The sequence below is a fragment of the Streptomyces sp. NPDC005648 genome, from assembly GCF_040605395.1.
Taxonomy (GTDB): domain Bacteria; phylum Actinomycetota; class Actinomycetes; order Streptomycetales; family Streptomycetaceae; genus Streptomyces.
Genome location: NZ_JBEXCS010000031.1, coordinates 19,228 through 41,692 on the forward strand (window position 1 = coordinate 19,228; position 22,465 = coordinate 41,692).

Sequence of the window (22,465 nt, forward strand, 5' to 3'; positions counted from 1 at the left end):
CCTAGAGCACGCACTCCGCTTCGTCGTAGCGCTCCGACGGCACGGTCTTGAGCGTCTCGACGGCCTCCGCGAGGGAGACCATCACGATGTCGGTCCCGCGCAGCGCCGTCATCCTGCCGAACTCACCCCGGTGCACGGCCTCCACCGCGTGCCAGCCGAAGCGGGTCGCGAGCACCCGGTCGTACGCGGTCGGTGTACCGCCCCGCTGGACGTGCCCGAGGATGACGGGCCGGGCTTCCTTCCCCAGCCGCTCCTCCAGCTCGACGGAGAGCTGGCGGGCGATCCCGGCGAAGCGCTCGTGGCCGTAGACGTCCTTGCCGCCCTCGTCGAACTCCATCGATCCGGCCTTCGGCTTGGCGCCCTCGGCCGCGACGACGATCGCGAACCGCTTGCCCGCCTCGAAGCGCTCGCCGACCTTGCGGGCCAGCTCCTCGATGTCGAAGGGCCGTTCCGGTACGACGATGGCGTGGGCGCCGGCCGCCATGCCCGAGTGCAGGGCGATCCAGCCGGTGTGGCGGCCCATGACCTCCACGACCAGCACACGCTGGTGGGACTCGGCGGTGGTCTTGAGCCGGTCCAGCGCCTCGGTCGCGACGCCCACGGCCGTGTCGAAACCGAAGGTGACGTCCGTGACGGCGATGTCGTTGTCGATGGTCTTGGGGACGCCGACGATCGGCAGGCCGTTGTCGTACATCAGCCGGGCCGCCTTCAGCGTGCCCTCGCCGCCGATCGGGATGATCGCGTCCAGACCCAGCTCCTCGACATGGCCCTTGGCCCGCTCCACCCCGTCCCGCAGATGGGAGGGCTGGACCCTGGAGGAGCCGAGGATGGTGCCGCCGCGGGCGAGGATGCCGCCCACCGCGTCGAGGTCGAGCTTGAGGTAGTCGCACTCCAGGAGGCCCTTCCAGCCGTCCCGGAAGCCGATGACCTCGTCGCCGTGGTCGACGACGGCACGGTGCACGACGGACCGGATGACGGCGTTCAGGCCGGGGCAGTCGCCGCCGGACGTGAGGACACCAATGCGCATAGCCCGAAAAACCTTCTCACCCATGAATCGTGGGGCGGGTCCGGACCACGCTGTCCGGCTCGAACCCCGCCACCCTAGCGGCAGAGGGGGGCGGGGCCGCACCGTGCGTCCGACTGCTGGACGACCCCGCTCACCTGTGCGGACTCATCGTCAGACGGGCTGGTGAAGTCCGGCTTGAGCGGAGATGTACACGCAGGTGGCGCGAGGTGCCGCGGCACCGGTGCTACGCGGGCTGCTGGGCCGCCGCGATGCGCTCGCCGCGGAGCGCCTCGTACCAGCGGTCGTCGGTCGGCGGCAGCGCGTTGACGTCGAGGGCCAGCTTGAGCAGCAGGTCCGCGATGAGCGGGTTCCTGGCCAGCACCGGGCCGTGCATGTACGTACCGAAGACCGTGTCGTTGTACGCGCCCTCCGTGCCGTCCCCCGTGCCGTTGCCATTGCCCAGCTTGACCTGGGCGAGGGGGCGGGCGGTCGGGCCGAGGTGGGTCACGCCCTGGTGGTTCTCGAAGCCGGTCAGCGGGGGCAGGCCGAGCCGCGGGTCGATGTCGGCGAGGACGTCGCCGACGCAGCGGGCGCCCTCACCGCGCACCGAGACCACGTCGAGCAGCCCGAGACCCGGCTCGCGCTGGCCGAGGTCGTTGATGAACTCATGGCCCAGGATCTGGTAGCCGGCGCACACGGAGAAGACGATCGCGCCGTTCTCCACGGCCCGGTGCAGTCCGCCGTCCCGGCGCAGCCGCTCGGCCGCCAGCCGCTGCGGACGGTCCTCGCCCCCGCCGATGAGGTAGATGTCACCCGAGGTCGGGATGGGCTGGTCGCTGCGCACGTCCAGCCGGGCCACGTCGAGGCCGCGCTGCCGGGCCCGGCGCTCCACGACGAGGACATTGCCCTGGTCGCCGTAGGTGGAGAGCAGGTCGGGGTAGATCCAGACGACCCGCAGTTGGTTGTCGCTCACAAAGATCCCCTGTGTCAGTTGCCGACGCGGCGGCGCAGGTCCTGGAAGGCGGTGTAGTTGGCGATGACCTCGATCCGGCCGGGCGGGCTCATCTGCACGGCCTGGTCGAGGTTCTCGCACACCTGGAAGTTCTGGTTGGCGACCTCCAGACGCACCGCGAGGTCGAGCTTGCGGTCGCCGATCACACAGATCGGGTGGCCGGACAGACGGGTGTAGTCGACGTCCCACAGCCAGGAGGTGTCGGTGCCGTCGGCGCTGCGCGCGTTCACCGAGAGGATCACCGGGGTGGGTGGAGGATCGATCAGGCTGAACGTTTCGAGCCAGCCCGCCGGGTTCTTCGCGAGCAGCAGCCGCAGGTCGCGCTGCTGGAACTGGACGACGTCGTACCGCCCGGCGACGGCCTGCACCTGCCACATGCGCTCCAGGGCCACCTGCGGCGGCACTCCGAAGACGGCGGCGACGGCGGCGGAGGACGCCGCGTTGGCCTTGTTGGCGCGGCCGGGCAGCTGCAGATGGATGGGCCAGGCGGAGCCGTGCGGGTCGAGCACATGGTCACCGGAGAGGGCCCAGCTCGGCGTCGGCCGCCGGAACCCGCACTCGCCGCAGAACCAGTCGTCGCCCGGCCTCTGCATCACACCACCGCAGGACGGGCAGGACCAGGCGTCGTCCTTCCACATCTGGCCGGCGGCGACCCAGATGACGTTCGGGGACGAGGAGGCGGCCCAGACGACCAGCGGGTCGTCGGCGTTGGCGACGATGACGGCCTTGCTGCCCGCCAGCCCCTCGCGCCAGTTCTCCGCGAGCATGCGGGTCTCGGCGGCGCGGTCGAGCTGGTCGCGGGAGAGGTTGAGCAGGGCGATGCACTTCGGGTCGGTGTCCCGGGCCACGCCCGCGAGGTACTTCTCGTCCACCTCGATGACGCCGTACTTGGCGTCCGAGCTGCCGGCGAGCGCCGAGGTGATGCCGGCCGGCATGTTGGCGCCCAGGGCGTTGGAGACGACGGGTCCGGCGGCGCGCAGCGCCTCGGCGATGAGCCGGGTGGTGGTGGTCTTGCCGTTGGTCGCGGAGACCAGGGTCACGTCCAGGTTCTGGGCGAGCCGTGCAAGGAGGTCGGGGTCGAGCTTGAGCGCCACCCGGCCACCGATCACCGAACCGCTGCCGCGCCCGGCGGCTCGCGAGGCCGCTGCGACCGCCTTGCCCGCGGTCACGGCCAGCTTGGCCCGCGGCGTGAGCGGGTCCGAGTTGCCTGACATCAGTTCTCGATCCTCCTTGCGTACGCGCCGCGCCTCAGCCTGACGGCAACGTGGTGTGGACCTCAGCCTATCGAGATCCACTCACACTCCCGAACCACGGCACTGCCAAGACCTGCGCGACCGTACGCTTGCGGCCATGCGAAACGGCTCCATCCCGGGCGCCCACGGGCGTGTCCGGCCTCTCACCCTGCTCGGGAACCCGGCCCTGCACACCCCGTGCGCGGAGGTCACCGACTTCGGCCCCGAACTCGCGACGCTGGTGGAGGACTTGTTCGCGACGATGTACGCGGCACGGGGTGTGGGCCTCGCCGCGAACCAGGTGGGGGAGTCCCTGCGGGTCTTCGTCTACGACTGCCCCGACGACGAGGAGGTCCGCCATCTGGGGCATGTCGTCAACCCTCGTCTGGTCGAGGCGGACGGGCTCGTGCTGCGGGGCCCCGAGGGCTGCCTGTCCCTGCCGGGTCTGGAGGCGGGGACGGAGCGCCACGACCACGCGGTGGTGGAGGGGTTCACGGTGACCGGACAGCCGGTCACCGTGCACGGAACGGGGTTCTTCGCACGGTGCCTTCAGCACGAGTGCGACCATCTCGAAGGCCGCGTCTATGTGGAGAACCTCACCGGATGGCGGAGACGGAAGGTGCTCCGCCAGGCGGCCAAGGCCTCCTGGAGCGGTCGGGGTTAGAAACCCGGCCCGCCTATCCTGTCGCCCGCCGCCGCCAGCCTCCCCCACAGCAGATCGGCGAGGCTGCGCACCAACTCCGCCCGTGAGCAGGGGCGTTCGCCGAGCCACCAGTCGCCGGCCGCGTGCATCATGCCGACGATCCCGTGTCCCCAGACCCGGGCCAGCCGCTGGCTCTCCGGGCCGAGGTCGAGACGGTCCTCGATGACCTGGGCCAGTTCCTCGCCCATCCGGCGCAGCAGCGGCGCCGAGTGCTTGCCGACGTCGAAGCCCTGGTCGGCCGAGGGGCCGCCGTCCGCCGGATGCATCAGGAAGCGGTACACCTGGGGCCGCGCCTCGATCGCCGCGAGGTAGGTGTCCAGCGTGGCCTCGACCCGGTCCCGTCGGTCGGCGGGCGCGTCCAGAGCGGCGCGCAGCGAGTTCAACAGGGCGTCGGTGTGCCGTTTGGCCAGGGCGGCGTAGAGTCCGCTCTTGTCACCGAAGTGCCGGTACAGGATCGGCTTGGTGATGCCCGCCTCCGCCGCGATGGCGTTCATCGAGGCCTGTGGACCGTCGCGCAGCACCACTCGGTCCGCGGCCTCCAGCAACTCGCGCCGACGTCGGTCGGCGGCCCGCTGCTGCTCGGTCCGCTGTGTGGTGTCCATGAACTCTCCCCACCCGTGCTGAATCGGTAATGCCTGCGCAAACTAACACCCGATCCGACCAGGTCATCGAACAGGTTGCCGGACGGCGTCAGGAGTTGACTTTTCCTACTGGTCGGTAACAAACTAGGGTTACCGCTAGTAACATATAAGTATGCCGCCGCTGGAGGGGTCATGGCCGAGTTCACCATGGAACTCAACGACGAACAGAAGGAGGTCCGGGACTGGTTGCACGGCTTCGCCGCCGACGTCATCCGTCCCGCGGCAGCCGAATGGGACGAGCGTGAGGAGACTCCCTGGCCGGTCATCCAGGAGGCCGCGAAGGTTGGCATCTACTCCCTCGACTTCTACGCCCAGCAGTATTTCGACCCCACCGGCCTCGGCATCCCGATGGCCATGGAGGAGCTGTTCTGGGGCGACGCGGGCATCGCCCTGTCGATCGTAGGCACGGGTCTGGCCGCCGTGGGCGTTCTTGCCAACGGAACCGAGGAACAGATCGGCACCTGGATCCCGCAGATGTACGGCGACGCCAATGACGTAAAGGTGGCCGCCTTCTGCTCCTCCGAGCCCGACGCCGGCTCCGACGTGGCCTCCATGCGCACCCGTGCCGTCTACGACGAGGCCAAGGACGAGTGGGTGCTCAACGGCACCAAGACCTGGGCGACCAACGGCGGTATCGCCAACGTCCATGTGGTCGTCGCCGTCGTCGACCCGGAGATCGGCTCCAAGGGCCACGCGTCCTTCATCGTCCCGCCGAACACCCCGGGCCTGTCCCAGGGCCAGAAGTTCAAGAAGCACGGCATCCGCGCCTCGCACACCGCCGAGGTCGTCCTCGACAACGTGCGGGTCCCCGGCTCCTGCCTCCTGGGCGGCAAGGAGAAGCTCGACCAGCGGCTCGCCCGGGCCCGGGAGCGGGCCAGGTCCGGCGGCGAGCGGGTGAAGAACGCGGCGATGGCCACGTTCGAGGCGTCCCGCCCGGCCGTCGGCGCGATGGCCGTCGGCACCGCCCGCGCCGCGTACGAGGTCGCCCTCGACTACGCGAAGACGCGCTCGCAGTTCGGCCGCCCGATCATCGACAACCAGGGCGTCGCCTTCCAGCTCGCGGACATGCGCACCTCCATCGACGCGGCCCGGCTGCTGGTCTGGCGCGCTTCCTGGATGGCGGTCAACGGCAAGCAGTTCACGGCGGCCGAGGGCTCCATGTCCAAGCTGTTCGCCAGCGAGACCGCGAAGAAGGTCACCGCGCAGGCGGTCCAGATACTGGGCGGCAACGGCTACACCCGGGAGTACCCGGTGGAGCGCATGCACCGCGACGCCGCGATCTACACCATCTTCGAGGGCACGAGCGAGATCCAGCGCCTGGTGATCGCCCGCACCCTGTCGGGCATGCCGATCCGGTGACCCACCGGCCGGGCGCGGCGCGCGAACGCGGCGCCGCGAGCCGGATCAGCGGCCTCCGCGCGGGACGACCAGCCCGCTGTCGTACGCCAGGATCACCGCCTGGACCCGGTCGCGGAGGCCGTACTTCTCCAGGATGTGGGCGACATGCGTCTTCACCGTCGCCTCGCCCACGCCGAGTTCCAGGGCTATCTCCGCGTTCGACAGACCGCGGGTGAGCGCCCTGAGCACATCGAGTTCGCGGCCGGTGAGGGCCTCCAGCCGTGCCGGCACCGGCGCCTGGGCCGGAGCGCCCAGGTGCGCGAAGCGGTCCAGCAGCCGGTGGGTGATACGCGGCGACAGCACCGCGTCCCCGTCGGCGACCGTGCGGAGCGCGCCCACCAGGGAGTCGGCGGGTCCGTCCTTCACCAGGAACCCGCTGGCCCCGGCGCGCAGGGCGTCCACCACATGGGCGTCCAGGTCGAAGGTCGTCAGGATGACGATCCGGCTGGGCGACCCCGAGTCCACGATGCGCCGGGTGGCCTCCACGCCGTCCACGCGCGGCATCCGGATGTCCATCAGCACGACGTCCGGGCGCAGTTCCCCCACGCGCTCGACGGCCTCCTCGCCGTCCGCCGCCTCGCCCACGACGGCGATGTCCGGCTCCGCTTCGAGGATGAGCCGGAAGCCCGTCCGGATCATGGGCTGGTCATCGACCAGCAGGACGCGGATGACCTGCATACGGGGTGTGCCCTTCGTGCGGGGTTTCGGATGCCGGGAGCGGGATGACGGCGTGCACGCAGTAGCCCCCGCCGGGCCGGGCGCCGGTGTGCAGCGAACCGCCCACCGCCCCGACCCGCTCGCGCATGCCGAGCAGACCGTGCCCGGTGCCGTCCGCCGCGACCGGCGGCCGTACCGGCTCGCCCTCGGCCGGCGGACCGTCGTCGCACAGCCGTACGGTGAGCCGCTCGCGCTCCGGCTCCCAGGCGACGGTGAGCGCGGTCCGGGTGCGGCCCGCGTGCTTGAGGGTGTTGGTGAGGGCCTCCTGCACCACCCGGTAGACGGTCAGATGTGACCCGGCGGGCAGTTCGGCGGGCGTACCGCTGATGTCGAGGTCGACTTGGAGCCCGGCCGCGCGCACCGAGTCCACCAGCGCGGGCAGCGCGTCGACGGTCGGCTGCGGAGGCTCCTTGCTGGGGTCGCCCCCGGCGTCCTCCTCGGTGCGCAGCACGTCGAGCAGCCGGCGCAGCTCGGTGACGGTGGCTCGCCCGGTCTCCTCGATGGCGCCGTGCAGTTCATGGGCCTTGTCCGCGTCCCGGTCCTGCACCCGGTCGGCGGCGATGGTCTGCACGACCATCAGGCTGACGTTGTGCGCGACGATGTCGTGCAACTCGCGGGCGATCCGCGCCCGTTCGGCCATGACCGCCGCCCGCGCGTCGGCGGCCTGCTCCCGCTCCAGCGCGGCGGCCCGCTCCAACGCCTGGTCGCGGATGGCCGCACGGGCCCGGGCGAGCCGCCCCAGCGCCCACGCGGCGACGAGGATCACCGACTCGGTGAGCAGGGTGGCGACGCGGTACCCGTCCGGGGCCCACACCGCCTCGGTGACGGCCACGGCCGGCACGATCACCGTCGCGACCAGACCCGAGACCCTGGGCGAACCGCGGTGGGCGGTCAGGAAGACGGCCGCGGCGAGGCTCATGTACGTCGGCCCGATGGACGTGCCCTCGGGCCCGGACAGCTCCGGCACATAGCGCAAGGCCTGGATCGCGCCCGTGGCCGACGCCACCACCAGCAGCGCGGGCAGCGGAGCCAGGCGGTGCAGGGCGATCGGAAGCGTGGTCAGCAGCACGAGTACGACCCACGGCGCGTCCGGTGCGCGCAGCGCGGGGCCGTTCGGCGGCATCGCCAGCGGCAGGGCCACGCACCCGGCGGTGAGCAGCAGGGCGAGGGCCGTGTCGGTGACGGCGCGCGGAATGCGGCGCCCCGCGAACGACTCCATCCGGTCCATGCCGTCACGTTATCCGGATCGCCAACGCCCCGGATCTCACTCCGGGTTGAGAGTCGCGGACCGACCTCCGCCTTGACGTCTCCTCCTCAAGGGGGAGACGCCCGGGGCGCTCGCCCGACCGGCGGAGCCGCCGGTTCGACTGCACGGCAGAGGCCGAACCGCCGCGGCGCCGGTGGACTTGAGGCATCACCCACAGACGGTCCCCCGAGGAGCCACGGTGCACACAAGCCGGTACGCGGTCCAACTCACGGACGTGACAAAGCGGTACGGGGACGGACCGAACGCCGTCCTCGCCCTCGACCAGGTCGGCGCGGGCATCGAGTCCGGTACCTTCACGGCGGTGATGGGCCCCTCGGGCTCCGGCAAGAGCACCTTCCTGCACTGCGCCGCCGGCCTGGACCGGCCCACGGCCGGCGAGGTGCGCCTCGGTGGCCAGGACCTCTCGGGCCTGCGTGAACGGCGCCTCACGGAGCTGCGGCGCACCCGCGTCGGCTTCGTCTTCCAGGCCTTCAACCTGCTCCCCTCGCTGACCGTCGAGCAGAACATCACCCTGCCGCTGCGCCTGGCCGGCCGGCGGCCCGAGGAGGCCTGGCTGCGGCACATCGTCACCGTCATGGACCTGGGCGACCGCCTCACCCGCCACCCCGCCCAGCTCTCCGGCGGCCAGCAGCAGCGTGTGGCGATCGCCCGCGCCCTGGTCACCCGCCCCGAGGTCGTCTTCGCCGACGAGCCGACCGGCGCCCTCGACCCGGAGACCGCCCGGGACATCCTGGTCCTGCTGCGGCAGGCCGTCACCGACCTCCACCAGACGGTGGTGATGGTCACCCACGACCCGATCGCCGCCGCCCACACCGACCAGGTGCTCTTCCTCAGCGGCGGCCGTGTCGTCGACGGCATGGTCGACCCCCGAGCGGACCGGGTCGCCGAGGTCATGTCCGGGCTGCGGAGGGCGGTGTGACGCGTGTGATGTCCGCCCTCGCGCTCAGGACGCTCAAGGCCCGCAAGGGCGGCTTCGCCGGCACCTTCGTCGCCCTGCTGCTCGGCGCCGCCGTGCTCAGCGCCTGCGGCATCCTCCTGGAGTCCGGCATCCGCGCGGGCTCCCCGGCCGAGCGGTACGCGGCGGCCGACGCCGTGATCACCGGCCGCCAGGAGACCACGCTCACCCTGAAGGACCTGGACGGCTCCACCATGAAGGAGTCCCAGCCGCTGCCCGAACGCGTCCCGCTCCAGGCCTCGCCGGCCGACCGCGTCCGACGGGCCGACGGCGTCCGCACGGTGATCGAGGACGACGCCGCGACGGTACGCCCGGCGACCATCGACGGCCGCCCCGTACCGGGCCACGACGGCATCCCACCCGAGGCGCACGGCTGGTCGACCCTGCCCCTCGGCGACTTCCGTCTGACCGCGGGCCACGCGCCCCGCACGGTCCACGACGTCGTCCTGGACACCGCACTCGCCGCCCGCGCCGCCATCGGCCCCGGCGACGGAATCCGTCTGATGAGCACCTCCACGCCCCGCACCTACACCGTCACCGGCCTCGTCGCCCTGAAGGACGGCCGGGCCCCCCGCCGCTCGGTGCTGTTCCTCACCGACCCCGGTCTGCGTCGACTCGCGCCCTCCACCTACGCGTTCGGCGTCCTCGCCACCGCGGGCACCTCGCCCGGACAGCTGGCCGACACGCTCCGCGCCGCCCTCGACGACGACCGCCTCGCCGTCCACACCGGCGACGGACGCGGCCGGGCCGAGTTCCTCGATGTCGTCGTCAGCGGATCCGACCTGGTGGTCCTCGCTGCCGCCGTCGGCGGAAACGTCCTGCTCATCGCCGTCTTCGTGCTCTACGCCACCACCTCCCTGTCCATCCGGCACCGCCGCCGGGAGATCGCCCTGCTGCGGGCGATCGGCACCACGCCCGCCCAACTGCGCCGCATGCTGGCGGCGGAGGCGGCCGCCACCGGCCTGGTCGCCGGGGTGCTGGGGTGCCCGCTCGGACTGGTCCTGGTCCACTGGCTGCGCGACCGGTTCGCCGGACACGGCATCGTGCCGCCCGACTTCGCCCTGGCACTCAGCCCGCTGCCGTTCCTCGGGGCGGTCCTGGTGACCACCCTGACCGCACTGGTCGCCAGCCTGATCTCCGCCCTGCGGGCTACCCGTGTCCGGCCGACGGAGGCCCTCGGCGAGGCCGCCGTCGAGCCCTCCGGCCTGAGCCGGGGGCGCAGGATCACCGGCCTGGCCCTGCTGGCCGTCGCGGCCGGAGCCTTCGTCACCGGCCTGGGCCGGCAGGCCGACTTCTTCACCCTGGTCGGTCTCGCCAACTCCCTGGTCCTGCTCCTGGTGATCGCCACCGCCGTCCTCGGCCCGCTGCTCGCCCGCACGGCCGTACGCCTCCTCGCCCCGCCGCTCACCCGCACCGGTGTCACCGGCTACCTCGCGGCGGCCAACACCCGTGCCAACGCGGGCCGGCTGGCCGGGGCGATCACCCCGCTCGTGCTCGCCGTCTCCTTCGCGTCGACCGTCGTCTTCACCCAGACCACCGCCCTGCGCGAGTCGGCCGACCAGGTGCGCGCGGGCCTGGTCGCCGACCACGTGCTCACCGCGCCGGACGGGCTCTCACCCGATCTGGCCGCGAAGGTGCGGGAGTTGAGGCAGGTCGAAGCGGCGACCGGACTGGTCGAGTCCAAGGTCGTCGCCGTGGGCGAGATGATGGGCGCCCAGGACGCCGTCACGCTCGGCGCCCAGGGCGTGGACCCCACCGCACTCGGGACCACCCTCGATCTGCATGCCCGCGACGGCGACCTGAGGAGACTGTCACCCGCCACCCTCGCCCTCAGCACCACCGCGGCCTCCTGGCTCGGCCTCGGCGTCGGCGACACCGCCCGCCTCCACCTCGGCGACGGAACTCCCTTCCACGGCAAGGTGATCGCGGTCTACACCCGAGGACTCGGCTTCGCCGACATCACCCTGGACCACGACCTCCTGCTTGCCCACACCACCCGGAAGACCGACGCCTCGGTCCTCGTCCGCTCCGCCCCCGGCGCCCAGGACACCACCCGGGTGCTCTCCCGGGTCGCCGCCGCCTACCCCGGCACCGTCCTGCGCGACGGCCTCGCCACCGACGACCAGGTGGCGCGGCAGCGCGCGAACGCCTGGGTCAACTACCTCGTGGTGGGCGTGATCATCGCCTACACCGCGATCACCGTCGTCAACTCCCTCGCGATGACCACCGCGGCCCGCCGCCGCGAGTTCGCCCTGCTACGGCTGTCCGGCACCGCCCGCCGCCAGGTGGCCGGCATGATGCGCCGGGAGAGCGCCGTCGTCGTCCTGTCCGGGGTCGGGCTCGGCACACTGCTCTCCGCGTTCCCGCTGATCCTGGTCGCCCTCGCACTGGGCGGCCCGCCGTGGCCCGCGGTACCCGCGGCGGGCTACGCGGCCATCGCGGGTGTGACCGCGGCCCTGGCCGTCGCGGGCACGATGGTGCCGGTCCGGATCCTGCTGCGCGTCCGACCGGTCGAGGCCATCGGCGCCCGGGAGTGAGGCCGTCGGCACGGGGCGGTGAGAACAGCGGTGCCCGCGGGTCCGACTTCCGCGCCCGCCGCCACGGGGAGCGATCACTCTGCGGGTGTGACCGCGGCCCTGGCCGTGGCGGGCACGATGGTGCCGGTCCGGCTCCTGCTGCGTGTCGTGGGAACAGCCGTGGCCGTGCGGTCCATCGCGCCCGCCGTCACCGGGGGACCCCAGGAGCGCGCGGTCACTCTTCGGAGCGATGACCTCGCGCCTGGCCGCTCCGTCTCGGGGAGCCCGTGCGAAGGTCGGAGCAGGAGTTCCCCATCCGATCACGGAGGACGCGATGGACCGCACGGCCACGGACCTGCTGCGCACGGCCACCGCCCAGTTGGCCCCCGACCCGCGGGCCAACCCCCTCGTCCCGCTGATCGCCTCGGGCGAGGCCTCCCGCGACACCCTCGCCACCCTGGCCCTGGAGCAGTACCGGGTGATCCCCGCCGACCGTACGGCGTTCCTGCACCTCGCCCGGCGGGCGAGCGAGGAGCCGGACGCGGCGGCGTACTTCGCGCTGCTGGCCGAGGGGGAGACGCTGGCTCAGGACCACCTGGAGCCGTTCGCTCGGGCCTGCGGCATCGACGAGGCCAGGATGCGGTCCTACGAGCCGCTGCCGGGCTGCCAGGCCTACCCGTCCTATGTGGCGTGGCTCGCCCTGAACGCCTCCCCGACCGACGCGGTCCTGGCGATCACGGCCAACTTCTCGGCGTGGGGAGGCTATTGCGCGACGATCGCCGAGGCCCTGCGGGTCCACTACGGCTTCAGGTCCGAGGACTGCGCCTTCTTCGACTTCTTCGCGGCACCCGCCCCGGAACTCGACCGCCGGGCGACGGAGGCGGTGCGGGCGGGCCTGGAGACAGGGCTCCTGGACGAGGAGGCGGCACACGGGTACGGCCGCCTGCTGCAGAGCTACGAGGCGATGTTCTGGGCGACGGTCACGCGGCTCGCCTAGAGCCCTAGGAGCCGCCGCTGCTGTGGGCGATGCACGCCACGTCGATGCGGTCGGCGAGCTTGGCGAGCTCGATGGTCAGCGCGGCCACCGTGTCCTCGTCCAGCCCCCCCTCCCCGGCCTCCACAAGGTGCAGCCACCGTCCGCCGACCGTGCGGAGCAGCTTGCTGACATCGGCGGCAGCCACCTGCAAGGTCCCGCGGTCGTCGACGATCAGAGGCAGAGTCACTTCGCGGTTCACAACCGGGATGTTAGCCCCGCAACACTCACGCCCCGTGCCAAACCGTCGTGATGTTGCAGAACTCCCGGATTCCGTGCCCGGACAGCTCACGCCCGTACCCGGACCGCTTGACCCCGCCGAACGGGAACGCCGGATGGGAGGCGGTCATGCCGTTGAAGAACACCCCGCCGGCCTCCAGGTCCCGTACGAAACGGTCCGTCTCCGCCTCGTCCCGGGTCCATACGTTCGAACTCAGCCCGAACGGCGAGTCGTTGGCGATGAGCACCGCCTCGTCAAGGTCCGCCGCCCGGTAGAGCGTGGCGACCGGACCGAACGCCTCCTCACGGTGGATCCGCATCTCACGGGTGATCCCCGCGAGCACGGTCGGCGGGTAGTACCACCCGGGCAGTTCGGGCCGCCGCAGCCGATGGCCGCCGCACAGCACCTCGGCCCCGCTCCGCCGCGCGTCCTCCACCAGCTCCTCCAGATCGTCCCGCCCCTGCTCGCTGGCGACCGGTCCGACCTCGGTGTCCTCCTCCATCGGGTCGCCGACCTTCAGCGCCTTCATGCCCGCCACGAACCGCTCGGCGAAGGCGTCGTAGACATCGGTGTGCACGATGAACCGCTTCGCGGCGATGCACGACTGCCCGTTGTTCTGCACCCGCGCGGTGACCGCGACCTGGGCCGCACGGTCGATGTCTGCGGACGGCATCACGACGTACGGGTCGCTGCCGCCCAGCTCCAGCACCGTCTTCTTGATCATCTCGCCGGAGGTGGCGGCGACCGCCCGCCCGGCTGGCTCACTGCCGGTCAGTGTGGCCGCCTTGACGCGATCGTCGCGCAGGATGTCGTCGACCGCGCCCGAGCCGATGAGCAGGGTCTGGAAGCAGCCCTCCGGGTACCCGGCCCGGTGGAACAGGTCCTCCAGGAACAGGGCCGTCTGCGGCACGTTGGACGCGTGCTTGAGCAGGCCCACGTTGCCCGCCATCAGCGCCGGGGCCGCGAAGCGGACGACCTGCCACAGCGGGAAGTTCCACGGCATCACGGCGAGCACGGGCCCGAGCGGCCGGTACCGCACCCGCACCCGTGACGCCCCGGAGTCCTTGACGTCGGAGTCGGACGGCTCCTCGTCGGCGAGGAGCTCCTCGGCGTGGTCGGCGTACCAGCGCATCGCCTTGGCGCACTTGGCGGCCTCCGCACGGGCCTGCTTGACCGGCTTGCCCATCTCGGTGGTCATGACCTTGGCGATGTCCCGCTGGACGTCGTCGAGCAGACCGGCGGCCCGGTTCATGAGCCGCGCCCGCTCCGCGAAGGACGTCGTGCGGTAGGTGCGGAACGTGGCCTCGGCGAGCTGGAGCCGGCGCTCCAGCTCCTCCTCGCCCATGGCCTCGTACGTCTTGAGCGTCTCGCCGTTCGCCGGGTTCACCGTCGCGATGGGCATGGCCGACCTCCTGGAGCGGGCTTTGTTACGACCTTCCCGCGCGGCGCGGGGGACCGCAACGCATGTGCGTCTGCTCAGGGCGAGTGCTCGGTCAGCCGGTCGAGAAACGTGGACTGGGCCTTCACGATCACATCCCTGGCACGGTCGATCCCGAACCAGGCCACCCGGTCCAGCTCGGGGAACTCCTGGAACCGCCCGGACTTCGGCGGCCACTCCATCCGGAAGGTGCCGGGCACGACGGTCGCCGGGTCGAGGTCGGCCTCGATCGCCCAGGCCGTGACCGTCTTGCCGTTGGTCTGCCGGACCTGGCCCAGTCCGGTCGCCTCCCCGTCGGGCGCCGGCAGCCCCAGCTCCTCCTGGAACTCGCGCCGGGCCGCGTCCCAGGCGGACTCCTCGCCGGGCTCGTACTCACCCTTCGGCACGGACCACGCCCCGGCGTCCCGCCTGGCGAAGAACGGGCCGCCCATATGCCCGAGCAACACCTCCAGACCCTGGGACGTGTGCCGGTACAACAGCAGTCCCGCGCTCCATCGGGCGGTCACGGCCGCACTTCCGGATGGGCGGCGAGCAGGGTCTCGACGGTGTCCGCCTCCTCGGGGCGCTTGTCCTCGCGGTAGCGGACCACCCGGGCGAAGCGGAGGGTGACACCGGCCGGGTAGCGGGTGGACCGCTGCAGACCGTCGTAGGCGATCTCGACGACCAGGTCGGGGCGTACGGTCACCACATGGCCGTCGGCGCCGGTGGCGAGCTCCTGCAGCCGTTCGGTCTGCCAGCTCAGCATGGCGTCGGTCATGCCCTTGAAGGTCTTGCCGAGCATGGCGAAACCGCCGTCGGCCGTGCGGGCGCCGAGGTGGAGGTTGGAGAGCTTGCCGGTGCGCCGGCCGTGGCCCCACTCGGCGGCCAGGACGACGAGGTCGAGGGTGTGCACCGGCTTCACCTTCAGCCAGGAGGCGCCCCGCCGGCCCGCGCTGTAGGCGGCGTCCAGCCCCTTCACCACCACGCCCTCGTGGCCGCGTTCCAGGGTCCGGGCGAGGAATCCCTCGGCCTCGCCCGCGTCCTCGGGGCCGGAGACCACCGTCCGCCGTACCCGCATGGGCTCGGGCACCAACCGGGCCAGTTCGGCGTGCCGTTCGTCGAACGGGAGGTCGAGCAGGTCGCGGTCGCCGACCGACAGCGCGTCGAAGAAGACGGGGGAGACGGGCACCGACTTGGCGGCCGTGGCCACGTCCACCCGCGAACCCACCCGCCCGGCCGTCTCCTGGAAGGAGCGGGGGCGGCCGTCCTCGCCGAAGGAGATGACCTCACCGTCCAGGATGAACCGCTCGCCCCTCAGCCGCAGGGCGGCACCCGTGACCTCGGGCAGCCGGTCGGTGATGTCGTCGAGTGTGCGCGTGTAGATCCGTACGGAGTCGCCCTCGCGGTGGACCTGGACGCGGATGCCGTCCAGCTTCTCCTCGACCGCGCAGGCGCCGAGCTTCTCGACCGCCTCGGTGACCGAGGACGCGGTGTGCGCGAGCATCGGCAGGACCGGACGGCCCACGGTGAGGCGGAAGCGGTCGAGCGCGGGCGGGCCGTCGGCGAGCAGGGCCTGGGCGACGGTCTGCAGGGAACCCGCGAGCATCACGGCCCGCCGTACGTCGGCGGCGGGCGCCTCGGTGGCCTGCGCCAGTCCCTCCACGGCCACCGCGTCCAGCGCGCCCTGCCGCACCTCACCGGTGAGCAGCCCGAGCAGGAACCGCTGTTCCTCCTCGGTGGCGGCGCCCATCAGCTCTCCCACCAGCCTCGCCCGCTCGGCCTGCGAACCGGTGCCCGACACCTCGCCGAGCTCGGTGAGGAGGGCGTCGACCTCGCGCACCGTGAGGCTGGGCCCGGCGGAGGGTGCGACCGGGCGGCTGAGCACCTTCCAGCCGACGCCGAGCCGCCCCTGCGGCAGACGTCCCGCCAGATACGGGATCACGAGGGGCACGTCGTCCGCCTCCGCGTCCCGGAAGAGCTCGGCGAGCAGAGCGATCTTCCGGGACCGGGCCGAGGTGGCGGCGACTTCCTGGGACACGTGGGCCAGCCGGGCAAGCAGCATGCAGCCATGGTGCAACGCGCTCCGCCGGGTTACACCCGGACGGACCGGTCGTGTGACGGCCGCGGGCGGTTCCCCGCGCCTCTCAGAGGTGCGCGTCCAGGTCGGCCATGAGGAGTACGCCGTTGATGACCGCGCCCGCCCGGTACCCGGCCGCCGCCGCGTTCACGACCTGTTCCGAGAAGCCCATCACATTGCCCGCCGCCCAGACGTCGGGCACGGTCGTCAGGCCCGTCTCGTCCACCACGGGATACGCACCGAACGGCGTCTCCCGCAGTTCGGCCCCGAGCCGCTCCAGCAGGTCCGTGCGCGGCAGCGCCCGCGGTGCCACGAACAGCACCTCGCGGTCGTGGACCGTGTCGTCGGCGAGGCGGACGCCCGTCAGCCGGTCGTCCTCGATCACCAGCCCCGCGACCTCGCCCGGCACCACCTTCACTCCCGCCGCCGCGAGTCTGCGCAGGTCCTCGTCCGACAGGTCGGATTCGGCGACGGTGTGCAGGAAGAGCGTCACGTCCTTCGACCACTGGGAGACCATCAGCGCCTGGTGCACGCTCATCGGGGTCGTGGCGAGCACCCCGAACGCCCGGTCGCGGACCTCCCAGCCGTGGCAGTACGGGCAGTGCAGCACATCCCGGCCGAAGCGCTCGGCGACTTGGCGGACCGGCGGCAGCTCGTCCCTGAGGCCGGTGGCGACGACCAGGGCCCTGCCGCGCACCCGCCGGCCGCTCGCGAGGGTCACCGCGAAACCGTCCCCCTTCGAGGCGTCCACCGCCCGGTCCCGGACGAGGTCGACGCCGTAGCGGGCGATCTCCGCCCGGCCGATCGCCAGGAACTCGGCCGGGGGTGTGCCGTCGCGGGTCAGGAAGCCCTGCATATGGGCGGCGGGGGCGTTGCGGGGCTCGCCGGCGTCGACGACCAGGGTGCGGCGCCGGGCGCGGCCCAGGACGAGTGCCGCGGACAGGCCCGCCGCGCCACCGCCGATCACGATCACTTCGTAGGTCTCGGTCATGCCTGCTGTCTCGGTCATGCGGCCACCGTCACGCCGAGGGCGCGGGATTGACAAATGTCTTTGCCGATTCTGCAATACGACCATGACCACTGATGAGGTGCTCGCGGAGGTCGGGCCCCGGCTGCGCCGCATCCGCAAGGAGCGGGGTGCCACGCTCGCCGGGCTGTCGGAGGCGACCGGGATCTCGGTCAGCACGCTGTCGCGGCTGGAGTCCGGGCTGCGCAAGCCCAGCCTGGAGCTGCTGCTGCCGATCGCACGGGCCCACCAGGTGCCGTTGGACGAACTGGTGGGGGCGCCCCCGGCGGGGGACCCGCGCGTGCGCGGCAAGCCCCTGGTGCGCCACGGCCGCACCTACTGGCCGCTCACCCGGCAGCCGGGCGGCCTCCAGGCCTTCAAGGTGCTGGTGCCGTCGGGCACCGAGGAGCCCGATCCGCGGACCCATGAGGGCTATGAGTGGATGTACGTGCTGTCCGGGCGGCTGCGGGTCGTGCTGGGCGAGCACGACGTGGTGCTCGGGCCGGGCGAGGCCGCCGAGTTCGACACCCGGGTGCCGCACTGGTTCGGGTCCGCGGGGGACGGGCCGGTCGAGTTCCTCAGTCTGTTCGGGCCGCAGGGCGAGCGGATGCACGTACGGGCGCGGCCGAAGCAGGCGTGAGCCGCCGAGGCGGAGACCGGATCAGGCCGGGGCGTGCGGACGGTTGTCGGGCCGTGAGCGGTCGGCCTCGGCCCGGGCCAGCAGGGAGAGGAGCGAGGCCACGCTGAGTCCGGCCTCGGCGGGATGGCGCAGCACCTTGCCGGGCTCGATGCGGTAGGTGTTCGTGCGCCCTTCCCGGACGTGGGAGAGGTAGCCGTCCTGTTCCAGGTCGGAGATGATCTTCTGGACGGCGCGTTCGGTCAGTCTGCAGTGGGCGGCGATGTCGCGGATCCGCGCGCTGGGGTTGTCGGCGATCACGGCCAGTACGCGGGCGTGGTTGGTGAGAAACGTCCATCCGGTGTGAGGCTCGGGTACTCCATCCATGGCCCGATTCTAGCGACCGGACATTCGCGCATTCAAAAACACGAACTAGATTTCATGTATTGGTTGACGTGTGTGGGTGGATCGGGTGAATCTGTTGGCAGGACGCAGACGAGCATGCGAGGGGAGAGGGGTCATGTCGGACGTGGGCGTGCCCTGTCTGGCCACGATCCGCTCGGCGGCCGACGGCGACCGCGTGGTCGTCGCGGTGCGCGGCGAGCTCGACATCGGTGCCGGGCATCTCCGGTCCGCGCTCAACGACGCCCTCGACCGCTCGGCCACCGGAGTCGACCTGGATCTCGCCGGGGTCGGATTCTGCGACTGCGGCGGTCTGAACGTCCTGCTCGAGCTGCGCAAGCGGGCCCTCGCCGAGAGCAAGACCGTCGCCGTCCTGGACTGCAGCCCGGGGGTCGGACGGCTGCTGGATCTGACCGGCACCCATGAGCTGTTCGTGTCGCCCGACCCCGGCGACCCGGACTCCGGACCCGCCGACGTCCTCGAAGGAGGGGTTCTGGACGGACGGGCCCCGCGTGGCAACGTCGACCGGGAGCTGCGCACGGAGGTCGACCAGCTGCGCCGGGCGATGCGGACCCGGCCGGCCATCGACGTGGCCCGCGGCATTCTGATGGCCTCCTTCGGGCTGAGCCCCGAGGATGCGTGGACCGTGCTCGTCTCGGCCTCCCAGAACACCAACACCAAGTTGCACCACCTCGCCCGGGAGCTGGTGGGCACCGTCGACGGGGGCCCGCTGCCCGAGGCGGTACGGCAGCAGCTGGCGGCGGCCGTGGCCAGGGTGCAGGAGAGCGGGAAGGGCATCCCGCCCTGCGCCTAGGGCCCTTCCGGTGGTCCGGGTGTGACGTTCCCGGCAGGGCTGTTCCCTCGGAGGCAAGCGACCGCTTAGTATGCGGTGGACCGACGACGCAGTCCCGTGGAGGCACCGCATGCAGGCATGGCAAGTGCACGAGCTCGGCGAGCCGAGCGAGGTGATGCGGCAGACGGAGGTGGCGACTCCCACCCCGGGCGACGGCCAGGTCCTGCTGAAAGTGCGTGCCGCCAACATCAACTTCCCGGACGTGCTGATGGTCCGCGGCCACTACCAGGTGCGCCCCCCGCTGCCGTTCACGCCCGGGGTGGAGATCTGCGGCGAGACCGAGGACGGCCGCCGGGTCATCGCCAACCCCGCGCTGCCGTACGGCGGATTCGCCGAGTACGCCCTCGCGGACGCCGCCGCTCTGCTGCCCGCCCCGGACTCGCTGGACGACGCCGAGGCGGCCGCGCTGCACATCGGCTACCAGACGGGCTGGTTCGGCCTGCACCGCCGAGCCCGGCTGGAGGCCGGCGAGACGCTGCTCGTGCACGCCGCCGCGGGAGGGGTCGGCACCGCGGCCGTGCAGCTCGGCAAGGCGGCCGGCGCGACCGTCATCGGTGTCGTCGGCGGCGCCGAGAAGGCCGTTGTCGCCCGGGAGGCGGGCTGCGACGTCGTCGTCGACCGTACGCGTGAGGACGTCGTCGCGGCCGTCAAGGAGGCCACCGGCGGCCGGGGCGCCGACGTGATCTACGACCCGGTCGGCGGTGACGCCTACACCCAGTCGACGAAGGTCGTCGCCTTCGAGGGGCGGATCGTGGTCGTCGGCTTCGCGAGCGGGACCATCCCCAGCCCCGGGCTGAACCACGCCCTGGTCAAGAACTACACGATCCTCGGTCTGCACTGGGGCCTGTACAACACCAAGAACCCGAAGCTGGTCCTGCACTGCCACGAGCAGCTCACCGAACTCGCCGCCCGGGGCGCCGTCAGGCCGCTGGTGAGCGAGCGCGTCCCGCTCGGTGAGGCGGCCGCCGCCGTGCAGCGCGTCGCCGACGGCGTCACCACCGGCCGGGTCACGGTCCTTCCCTCGCTGGACAACGGAGCCGCCGTATGACCGACGCAGCCGAACTCAAGCGCCGCGCCGCTCGGTTGCTGGCCGAGCACCCGCCCACCACCACCGACCGCCTGGACTTCCTGCGGGCCCGCTTCGACGCGGGACTGGCCTGGGTGCACTACCCCGAGGGCCTCGGCGGCCTGGGCGCGCCGCGCTCCCTCCAGGTCGTTGTGGACGCCGAGCTGGAGGCCGCCGGCGCCCCCGACAACGACCCCCGCCGCATCGGCATCGGCCTCGGCATGGCCGCGCCGACCATCCTCAAGTACGGCACCGAGGAGCAGAAGCAGCGCTATCTGCGGCCCCTGTGGACCGGCGAGGAGGTCTGGTGCCAGCTCTTCAGCGAACCCGGCGCCGGGTCCGACCTGGCCGCGCTCGGCACCCGTGCCGTCCGTGACAGTGGGGGAGAGTGGGTGGTCGACGGGCAGAAGGTGTGGACCTCCAGCGCCCATGTCGCCCGCTGGGCCATCCTCATCGCCCGCACCGACCCGGACGTGCCCAAGCACGCGGGCATCACCTACTTCCTGTGCGACATGACCGACCCGGGCGTCGAGGTCCGGCCGCTGCGCCAGATAACCGGCGAGGCCGAGTTCAACGAGGTCTTCCTCACCGGTGTCCGTATCCCCGACTCCCGCCGCCTCGGCGAGATCGGCGACGGCTGGCGCGTGGCGCAGACCACGCTCAACAACGAGCGCGTCGCCATCGGCGGTATGCGGCTGCCCCGCGAGGGCGGCATGATCGCCCCGGCCGCCAGGACCTGGCGCGAGCGCCCCGAACTGCGCACCCACGACCTTCACCAGCGGTTGCTGAAGCTCTGGGTGGAGTCCGAGGTCGCCCGGCTCACCGCCGAACGCCTCCGCCAGCAGCTCGTCGCCGGTCAGCCCGGCCCCGAGGGCGCCGGCATGAAGCTCGCCTTCGCCCGCCTCAACCAGGAGATCAGCGGCCTGGAGGTCGAACTCCGGGGCGAGGAAGGCCTGTTGTACGACGACTGGACCATGCGCCGACCCGAGCTGGTGGACTTCGTCGGCCGGGACGCCGGCTACCGCTACCTGCGCTCCAAGGGGAACAGCATCGAGGGCGGGACCAGCGAGGTCCTGCTGAACATCGTCGCCGAGCGGGTCCTCGGGCTGCCGTCCGAGCCGCGCACCGACAAGGACGTCGCATGGAAGGACCTGACCCGATGACAATGCGGCGCACACAGCCCGACCTGCTGTACTCCGAGGAGCAAGAGGCGCTTCGGTCCGCCGTACGGGACCTGCTCGCCGACCACTGCGACGCCCCCGGCGTCATCGCCCGCATCGAGTCCGGCACCCCGCACGACCTCGCGGCCTGGAAGGCCCTCGCCGACGGCATGGGCCTCGCGGGTCTGCTGGTGCCCGAGGACAAGGGCGGCCAGGGCGCCACCCACCGCGAAGTGGCCGTGGTCCTGGAGGAGCTGGGGCGCGCGGTGGCGCCCGTGCCGTACCTCACCAGCGCCGTCGTCGCCACCGAGGCGCTGCTCGCCTCGGACGCCGACGACCTCCTCGCCGAGCTGGCGTCCGGCCGGAAAATCGGTGCCCTCGCCGTCTCCCTGAGCGTGGCCGCGGGCGGCGCCTACAAGGTCGTACGCCATGAAGGCGGCGCCCTGCACGGGGAGTTGACCGGGGTCGCGGACGCGTCGGTGGCCGATGTGCTGCTGGTTCCGGCCGACGACGGCGGGCTGTACGCGGTGGAGGCGGAGGCGGTCACCGTCACCGCGCAGCCCTCACTGGACCTGACCCGCCCGCTGGCGACCGTCCGGCTGGACGGCGCACCCGGCCGGCTGCTCGGCGACGCGGAACCCGCCGTCCGCCGGGCCCTGCGCAGCGCCGCCGGACTCCTCGCCTCCGAGCAACTCGGCGTGGCCGACTGGACGTTGACCGAGACCGTGCGCTACCTCAAGGAGCGCAAGCAGTTCAACCGTCCCGTCGGCGGCTTCCAGGCGCTCAAGCACCGGCTCGCCCAGCTGTGGCTGGAGGTCGCGGGCCTGCGCGCCGCCGCCCGCAACGCGGCCGACGCCCTGACGACCGGCGAGGACGTCGAACTCGCCGTGGCCGTCGCCCAGGCGTACGCGGCGCCCGTCGCGGTCCACGCCGCCGAGGAGGCGCTGCAGTTGCACGCCGGTATCGGCATGACCTGGGAGCACCCGGTCCACCTCTACCTCAAGCGGGCCAAGGCCGACTCGATCGCCTACGGCACGGCGGGCGGCCACCGTGCCGCGGTGGCCGAACTCATCGACCTGCCGGCCCCCTGAGCGTCACCCGGTGAAGCCCGCCCCACCTGGGGCGGGCTTTTTCGTGCGCCCTCGCCGAAGGAGTGAACAAGCAGCGG

22 protein-coding genes are annotated in these 22,465 nt (G+C 72.3%); 10 read left to right on the top strand and 12 right to left on the bottom strand.

Features of this window, described 5'->3' with window-relative positions:
- Nucleotide 1: 1 nt before the first annotated feature.
- The 3 genes from ABZT17_RS19535 to ABZT17_RS19545 all read right to left on the bottom strand — a co-directional run bounded on the left by ABZT17_RS19535 (nt 2) and on the right by ABZT17_RS19545 (nt 3,232).
- Nucleotides 2–1,027 carry a 6-phosphofructokinase gene (locus tag ABZT17_RS19535; protein ID WP_356350535.1) on the bottom strand — a complete coding sequence of 342 codons (1,026 nt, stop codon included), beginning with the start codon at nt 1,025–1,027 and terminating at the stop codon, nt 2–4.
- Nucleotides 1,028–1,250: 223 nt separating this feature from the next.
- Complete coding sequence (locus ABZT17_RS19540; protein ID WP_356350536.1) at nt 1,251–1,979, bottom strand: glutamine amidotransferase; 729 nt, start codon at nt 1,977–1,979, stop codon at nt 1,251–1,253.
- Nucleotides 1,980–1,993: 14 nt separating this feature from the next.
- Entirely contained in the window at nt 1,994–3,232 is a 1,239-nt protein-coding gene (locus ABZT17_RS19545) for a MurT ligase domain-containing protein (protein ID WP_356350537.1), read from the bottom strand.
- 136 nt (nt 3,233–3,368) lie between these two features.
- Here ABZT17_RS19545 and def point away from each other — a divergent pair, with 136 nt between their 5' ends.
- On the top strand, nt 3,369–3,914 hold the full coding sequence (gene def / locus ABZT17_RS19550; protein ID WP_356350539.1) for a peptide deformylase: 546 nt from the start codon (nt 3,369–3,371) through the stop codon (nt 3,912–3,914).
- On the opposite strand, the gene ABZT17_RS19555 is transcribed toward def, so the two are convergent.
- Nucleotides 3,911–4,555, bottom strand: coding sequence for a TetR family transcriptional regulator (locus ABZT17_RS19555; protein ID WP_356350540.1), 645 nt, complete (start codon nt 4,553–4,555; stop codon nt 3,911–3,913). The genes def and ABZT17_RS19555 overlap by 4 nt on opposite strands.
- 171 nt (nt 4,556–4,726) lie before the next feature.
- On the opposite strand from ABZT17_RS19555, the gene ABZT17_RS19560 reads away from it, so the two are divergent.
- Nucleotides 4,727–5,953 carry an acyl-CoA dehydrogenase family protein gene (locus tag ABZT17_RS19560; RefSeq protein ID WP_356350541.1) on the top strand — a complete coding sequence of 409 codons (1,227 nt, stop codon included), beginning with the start codon at nt 4,727–4,729 and terminating at the stop codon, nt 5,951–5,953.
- A 45-nt stretch (nt 5,954–5,998) separates the two neighbouring features.
- Here the strand turns inward: ABZT17_RS19560 and ABZT17_RS19565 are convergent, their stop codons facing one another.
- Nucleotides 5,999–6,670 carry a response regulator transcription factor gene (locus tag ABZT17_RS19565; RefSeq protein WP_356350543.1) on the bottom strand — a complete coding sequence of 224 codons (672 nt, stop codon included), beginning with the start codon at nt 6,668–6,670 and terminating at the stop codon, nt 5,999–6,001.
- On the bottom strand, nt 6,639–7,937 hold the full coding sequence (locus tag ABZT17_RS19570; RefSeq protein ID WP_356350544.1) for a sensor histidine kinase: 1,299 nt from the start codon (nt 7,935–7,937) through the stop codon (nt 6,639–6,641). The genes ABZT17_RS19565 and ABZT17_RS19570 overlap by 32 nt, the downstream gene beginning before the upstream one ends.
- A 217-nt stretch (nt 7,938–8,154) precedes the next feature.
- Between ABZT17_RS19570 and ABZT17_RS19575 the strand changes: the two genes are divergently transcribed.
- The 3 genes from ABZT17_RS19575 (at nt 8,155) to ABZT17_RS19585 (ending at nt 12,444) form a co-directional block, all read left to right on the top strand.
- Complete coding sequence (locus ABZT17_RS19575; protein WP_356350545.1) at nt 8,155–8,895, top strand: ABC transporter ATP-binding protein; 741 nt, start codon at nt 8,155–8,157, stop codon at nt 8,893–8,895.
- On the top strand, nt 8,892–11,468 hold the full coding sequence (locus ABZT17_RS19580; protein ID WP_356350546.1) for an FtsX-like permease family protein: 2,577 nt from the start codon (nt 8,892–8,894) through the stop codon (nt 11,466–11,468). Before ABZT17_RS19575 ends, ABZT17_RS19580 begins: the two co-directional genes overlap by 4 nt.
- Nucleotides 11,469–11,781: 313 nt before the next feature.
- The gene (locus ABZT17_RS19585) at nt 11,782–12,444 is read left to right on the top strand and encodes a transcriptional regulator (RefSeq protein ID WP_356350547.1); all 663 of its coding nucleotides are present in this window, start codon (nt 11,782–11,784) and stop codon (nt 12,442–12,444) included.
- A 4-nt stretch (nt 12,445–12,448) separates the two neighbouring features.
- On the opposite strand, the gene ABZT17_RS19590 is transcribed toward ABZT17_RS19585, so the two are convergent.
- From ABZT17_RS19590 to ABZT17_RS19610, 5 genes are all read right to left on the bottom strand, one after another.
- The gene (locus ABZT17_RS19590; protein ID WP_356350549.1) at nt 12,449–12,682 is read right to left on the bottom strand and encodes a DUF6213 family protein; all 234 of its coding nucleotides are present in this window, start codon (nt 12,680–12,682) and stop codon (nt 12,449–12,451) included.
- Nucleotides 12,683–12,707: 25 nt separating this feature from the next.
- Nucleotides 12,708–14,102, bottom strand: coding sequence for an NADP-dependent succinic semialdehyde dehydrogenase (locus ABZT17_RS19595; protein WP_356350550.1), 1,395 nt, complete (start codon nt 14,100–14,102; stop codon nt 12,708–12,710).
- Between the two features lie 74 nt (nt 14,103–14,176).
- Nucleotides 14,177–14,644 carry an NUDIX domain-containing protein gene (locus ABZT17_RS19600; protein WP_356350551.1) on the bottom strand — a complete coding sequence of 156 codons (468 nt, stop codon included), beginning with the start codon at nt 14,642–14,644 and terminating at the stop codon, nt 14,177–14,179.
- A complete protein-coding gene (locus ABZT17_RS19605) occupies nt 14,641–16,179 on the bottom strand; it encodes an ATP-dependent DNA ligase (protein ID WP_356350553.1) in 1,539 nt (512 codons plus the stop codon). The genes ABZT17_RS19600 and ABZT17_RS19605 overlap by 4 nt, the downstream gene beginning before the upstream one ends.
- Nucleotides 16,180–16,261: 82 nt before the next feature.
- Entirely contained in the window at nt 16,262–17,185 is a 924-nt protein-coding gene (locus ABZT17_RS19610) for an NAD(P)/FAD-dependent oxidoreductase (RefSeq protein ID WP_356350601.1), read from the bottom strand.
- 82 nt (nt 17,186–17,267) lie between these two features.
- Between ABZT17_RS19610 and ABZT17_RS19615 the strand changes: the two genes are divergently transcribed.
- Nucleotides 17,268–17,840, top strand: a complete 573-nt coding sequence (locus ABZT17_RS19615; protein WP_356350554.1) for an XRE family transcriptional regulator — start codon at nt 17,268–17,270, stop codon at nt 17,838–17,840.
- A gap of 21 nt (nt 17,841–17,861) precedes the next feature.
- Here ABZT17_RS19615 and ABZT17_RS19620 read toward each other — a convergent pair whose 3' ends face one another.
- Nucleotides 17,862–18,203 carry a helix-turn-helix domain-containing protein gene (locus tag ABZT17_RS19620; RefSeq protein WP_356350556.1) on the bottom strand — a complete coding sequence of 114 codons (342 nt, stop codon included), beginning with the start codon at nt 18,201–18,203 and terminating at the stop codon, nt 17,862–17,864.
- Between the two features lie 133 nt (nt 18,204–18,336).
- Here ABZT17_RS19620 and ABZT17_RS19625 point away from each other — a divergent pair, with 133 nt between their 5' ends.
- From ABZT17_RS19625 to ABZT17_RS19640, 4 genes are all read left to right on the top strand, one after another.
- Nucleotides 18,337–19,032 carry an ANTAR domain-containing protein gene (locus tag ABZT17_RS19625; RefSeq protein WP_356350557.1) on the top strand — a complete coding sequence of 232 codons (696 nt, stop codon included), beginning with the start codon at nt 18,337–18,339 and terminating at the stop codon, nt 19,030–19,032.
- Nucleotides 19,033–19,141: 109 nt separating this feature from the next.
- Nucleotides 19,142–20,119 (top strand): NADPH:quinone oxidoreductase family protein, encoded by a 978-nt coding sequence (locus ABZT17_RS19630; RefSeq protein WP_356350558.1) that lies wholly within the window; start codon nt 19,142–19,144, stop codon nt 20,117–20,119.
- Nucleotides 20,116–21,300 (top strand): acyl-CoA dehydrogenase family protein, encoded by a 1,185-nt coding sequence (locus tag ABZT17_RS19635; protein WP_356350560.1) that lies wholly within the window; start codon nt 20,116–20,118, stop codon nt 21,298–21,300. The genes ABZT17_RS19630 and ABZT17_RS19635 overlap by 4 nt, the downstream gene beginning before the upstream one ends.
- Nucleotides 21,297–22,388, top strand: a complete 1,092-nt coding sequence (locus ABZT17_RS19640) for an acyl-CoA dehydrogenase family protein (protein WP_356350561.1) — start codon at nt 21,297–21,299, stop codon at nt 22,386–22,388. The genes ABZT17_RS19635 and ABZT17_RS19640 overlap by 4 nt, the downstream gene beginning before the upstream one ends.
- Nucleotides 22,389–22,465 lie beyond the last annotated feature (77 nt).

Excerpts from the sequence above, each read along its gene's own strand:
- ABZT17_RS19610 (WP_356350601.1), bottom strand. The coding sequence starts at position 17,185 with ATGACCGAGACCTACGAAGTGATCGTGATCGGCGGTGGCGCGGCGGGC.
- ABZT17_RS19545 (WP_356350537.1), bottom strand. The coding sequence starts at position 3,232 with ATGTCAGGCAACTCGGACCCGCTCACGCCGCGGGCCAAGCTGGCCGTG.
- ABZT17_RS19595 (WP_356350550.1), bottom strand. The coding sequence starts at position 14,102 with ATGCCCATCGCGACGGTGAACCCGGCGAACGGCGAGACGCTCAAGACG.
- ABZT17_RS19630 (WP_356350558.1), top strand. The coding sequence starts at position 19,142 with ATGCAGGCATGGCAAGTGCACGAGCTCGGCGAGCCGAGCGAGGTGATG.
- ABZT17_RS19605 (WP_356350553.1), bottom strand. The coding sequence starts at position 16,179 with ATGCTGCTTGCCCGGCTGGCCCACGTGTCCCAGGAAGTCGCCGCCACC.
- ABZT17_RS19560 (WP_356350541.1), top strand. The coding sequence starts at position 4,727 with ATGGCCGAGTTCACCATGGAACTCAACGACGAACAGAAGGAGGTCCGG.
- ABZT17_RS19635 (WP_356350560.1), top strand. The coding sequence starts at position 20,116 with ATGACCGACGCAGCCGAACTCAAGCGCCGCGCCGCTCGGTTGCTGGCC.
- ABZT17_RS19570 (WP_356350544.1), bottom strand. The coding sequence starts at position 7,937 with ATGGACCGGATGGAGTCGTTCGCGGGGCGCCGCATTCCGCGCGCCGTC.
- ABZT17_RS19640 (WP_356350561.1), top strand. The coding sequence starts at position 21,297 with ATGACAATGCGGCGCACACAGCCCGACCTGCTGTACTCCGAGGAGCAA.
- ABZT17_RS19620 (WP_356350556.1), bottom strand. The coding sequence starts at position 18,203 with ATGGATGGAGTACCCGAGCCTCACACCGGATGGACGTTTCTCACCAAC.
- ABZT17_RS19615 (WP_356350554.1), top strand. The coding sequence starts at position 17,268 with ATGACCACTGATGAGGTGCTCGCGGAGGTCGGGCCCCGGCTGCGCCGC.
- ABZT17_RS19565 (WP_356350543.1), bottom strand. The coding sequence starts at position 6,670 with ATGCAGGTCATCCGCGTCCTGCTGGTCGATGACCAGCCCATGATCCGG.
- def (WP_356350539.1), top strand. The coding sequence starts at position 3,369 with ATGCGAAACGGCTCCATCCCGGGCGCCCACGGGCGTGTCCGGCCTCTC.
- ABZT17_RS19625 (WP_356350557.1), top strand. The coding sequence starts at position 18,337 with ATGTCGGACGTGGGCGTGCCCTGTCTGGCCACGATCCGCTCGGCGGCC.
- ABZT17_RS19555 (WP_356350540.1), bottom strand. The coding sequence starts at position 4,555 with ATGGACACCACACAGCGGACCGAGCAGCAGCGGGCCGCCGACCGACGT.
- ABZT17_RS19535 (WP_356350535.1), bottom strand. The coding sequence starts at position 1,027 with ATGCGCATTGGTGTCCTCACGTCCGGCGGCGACTGCCCCGGCCTGAAC.
- ABZT17_RS19585 (WP_356350547.1), top strand. The coding sequence starts at position 11,782 with ATGGACCGCACGGCCACGGACCTGCTGCGCACGGCCACCGCCCAGTTG.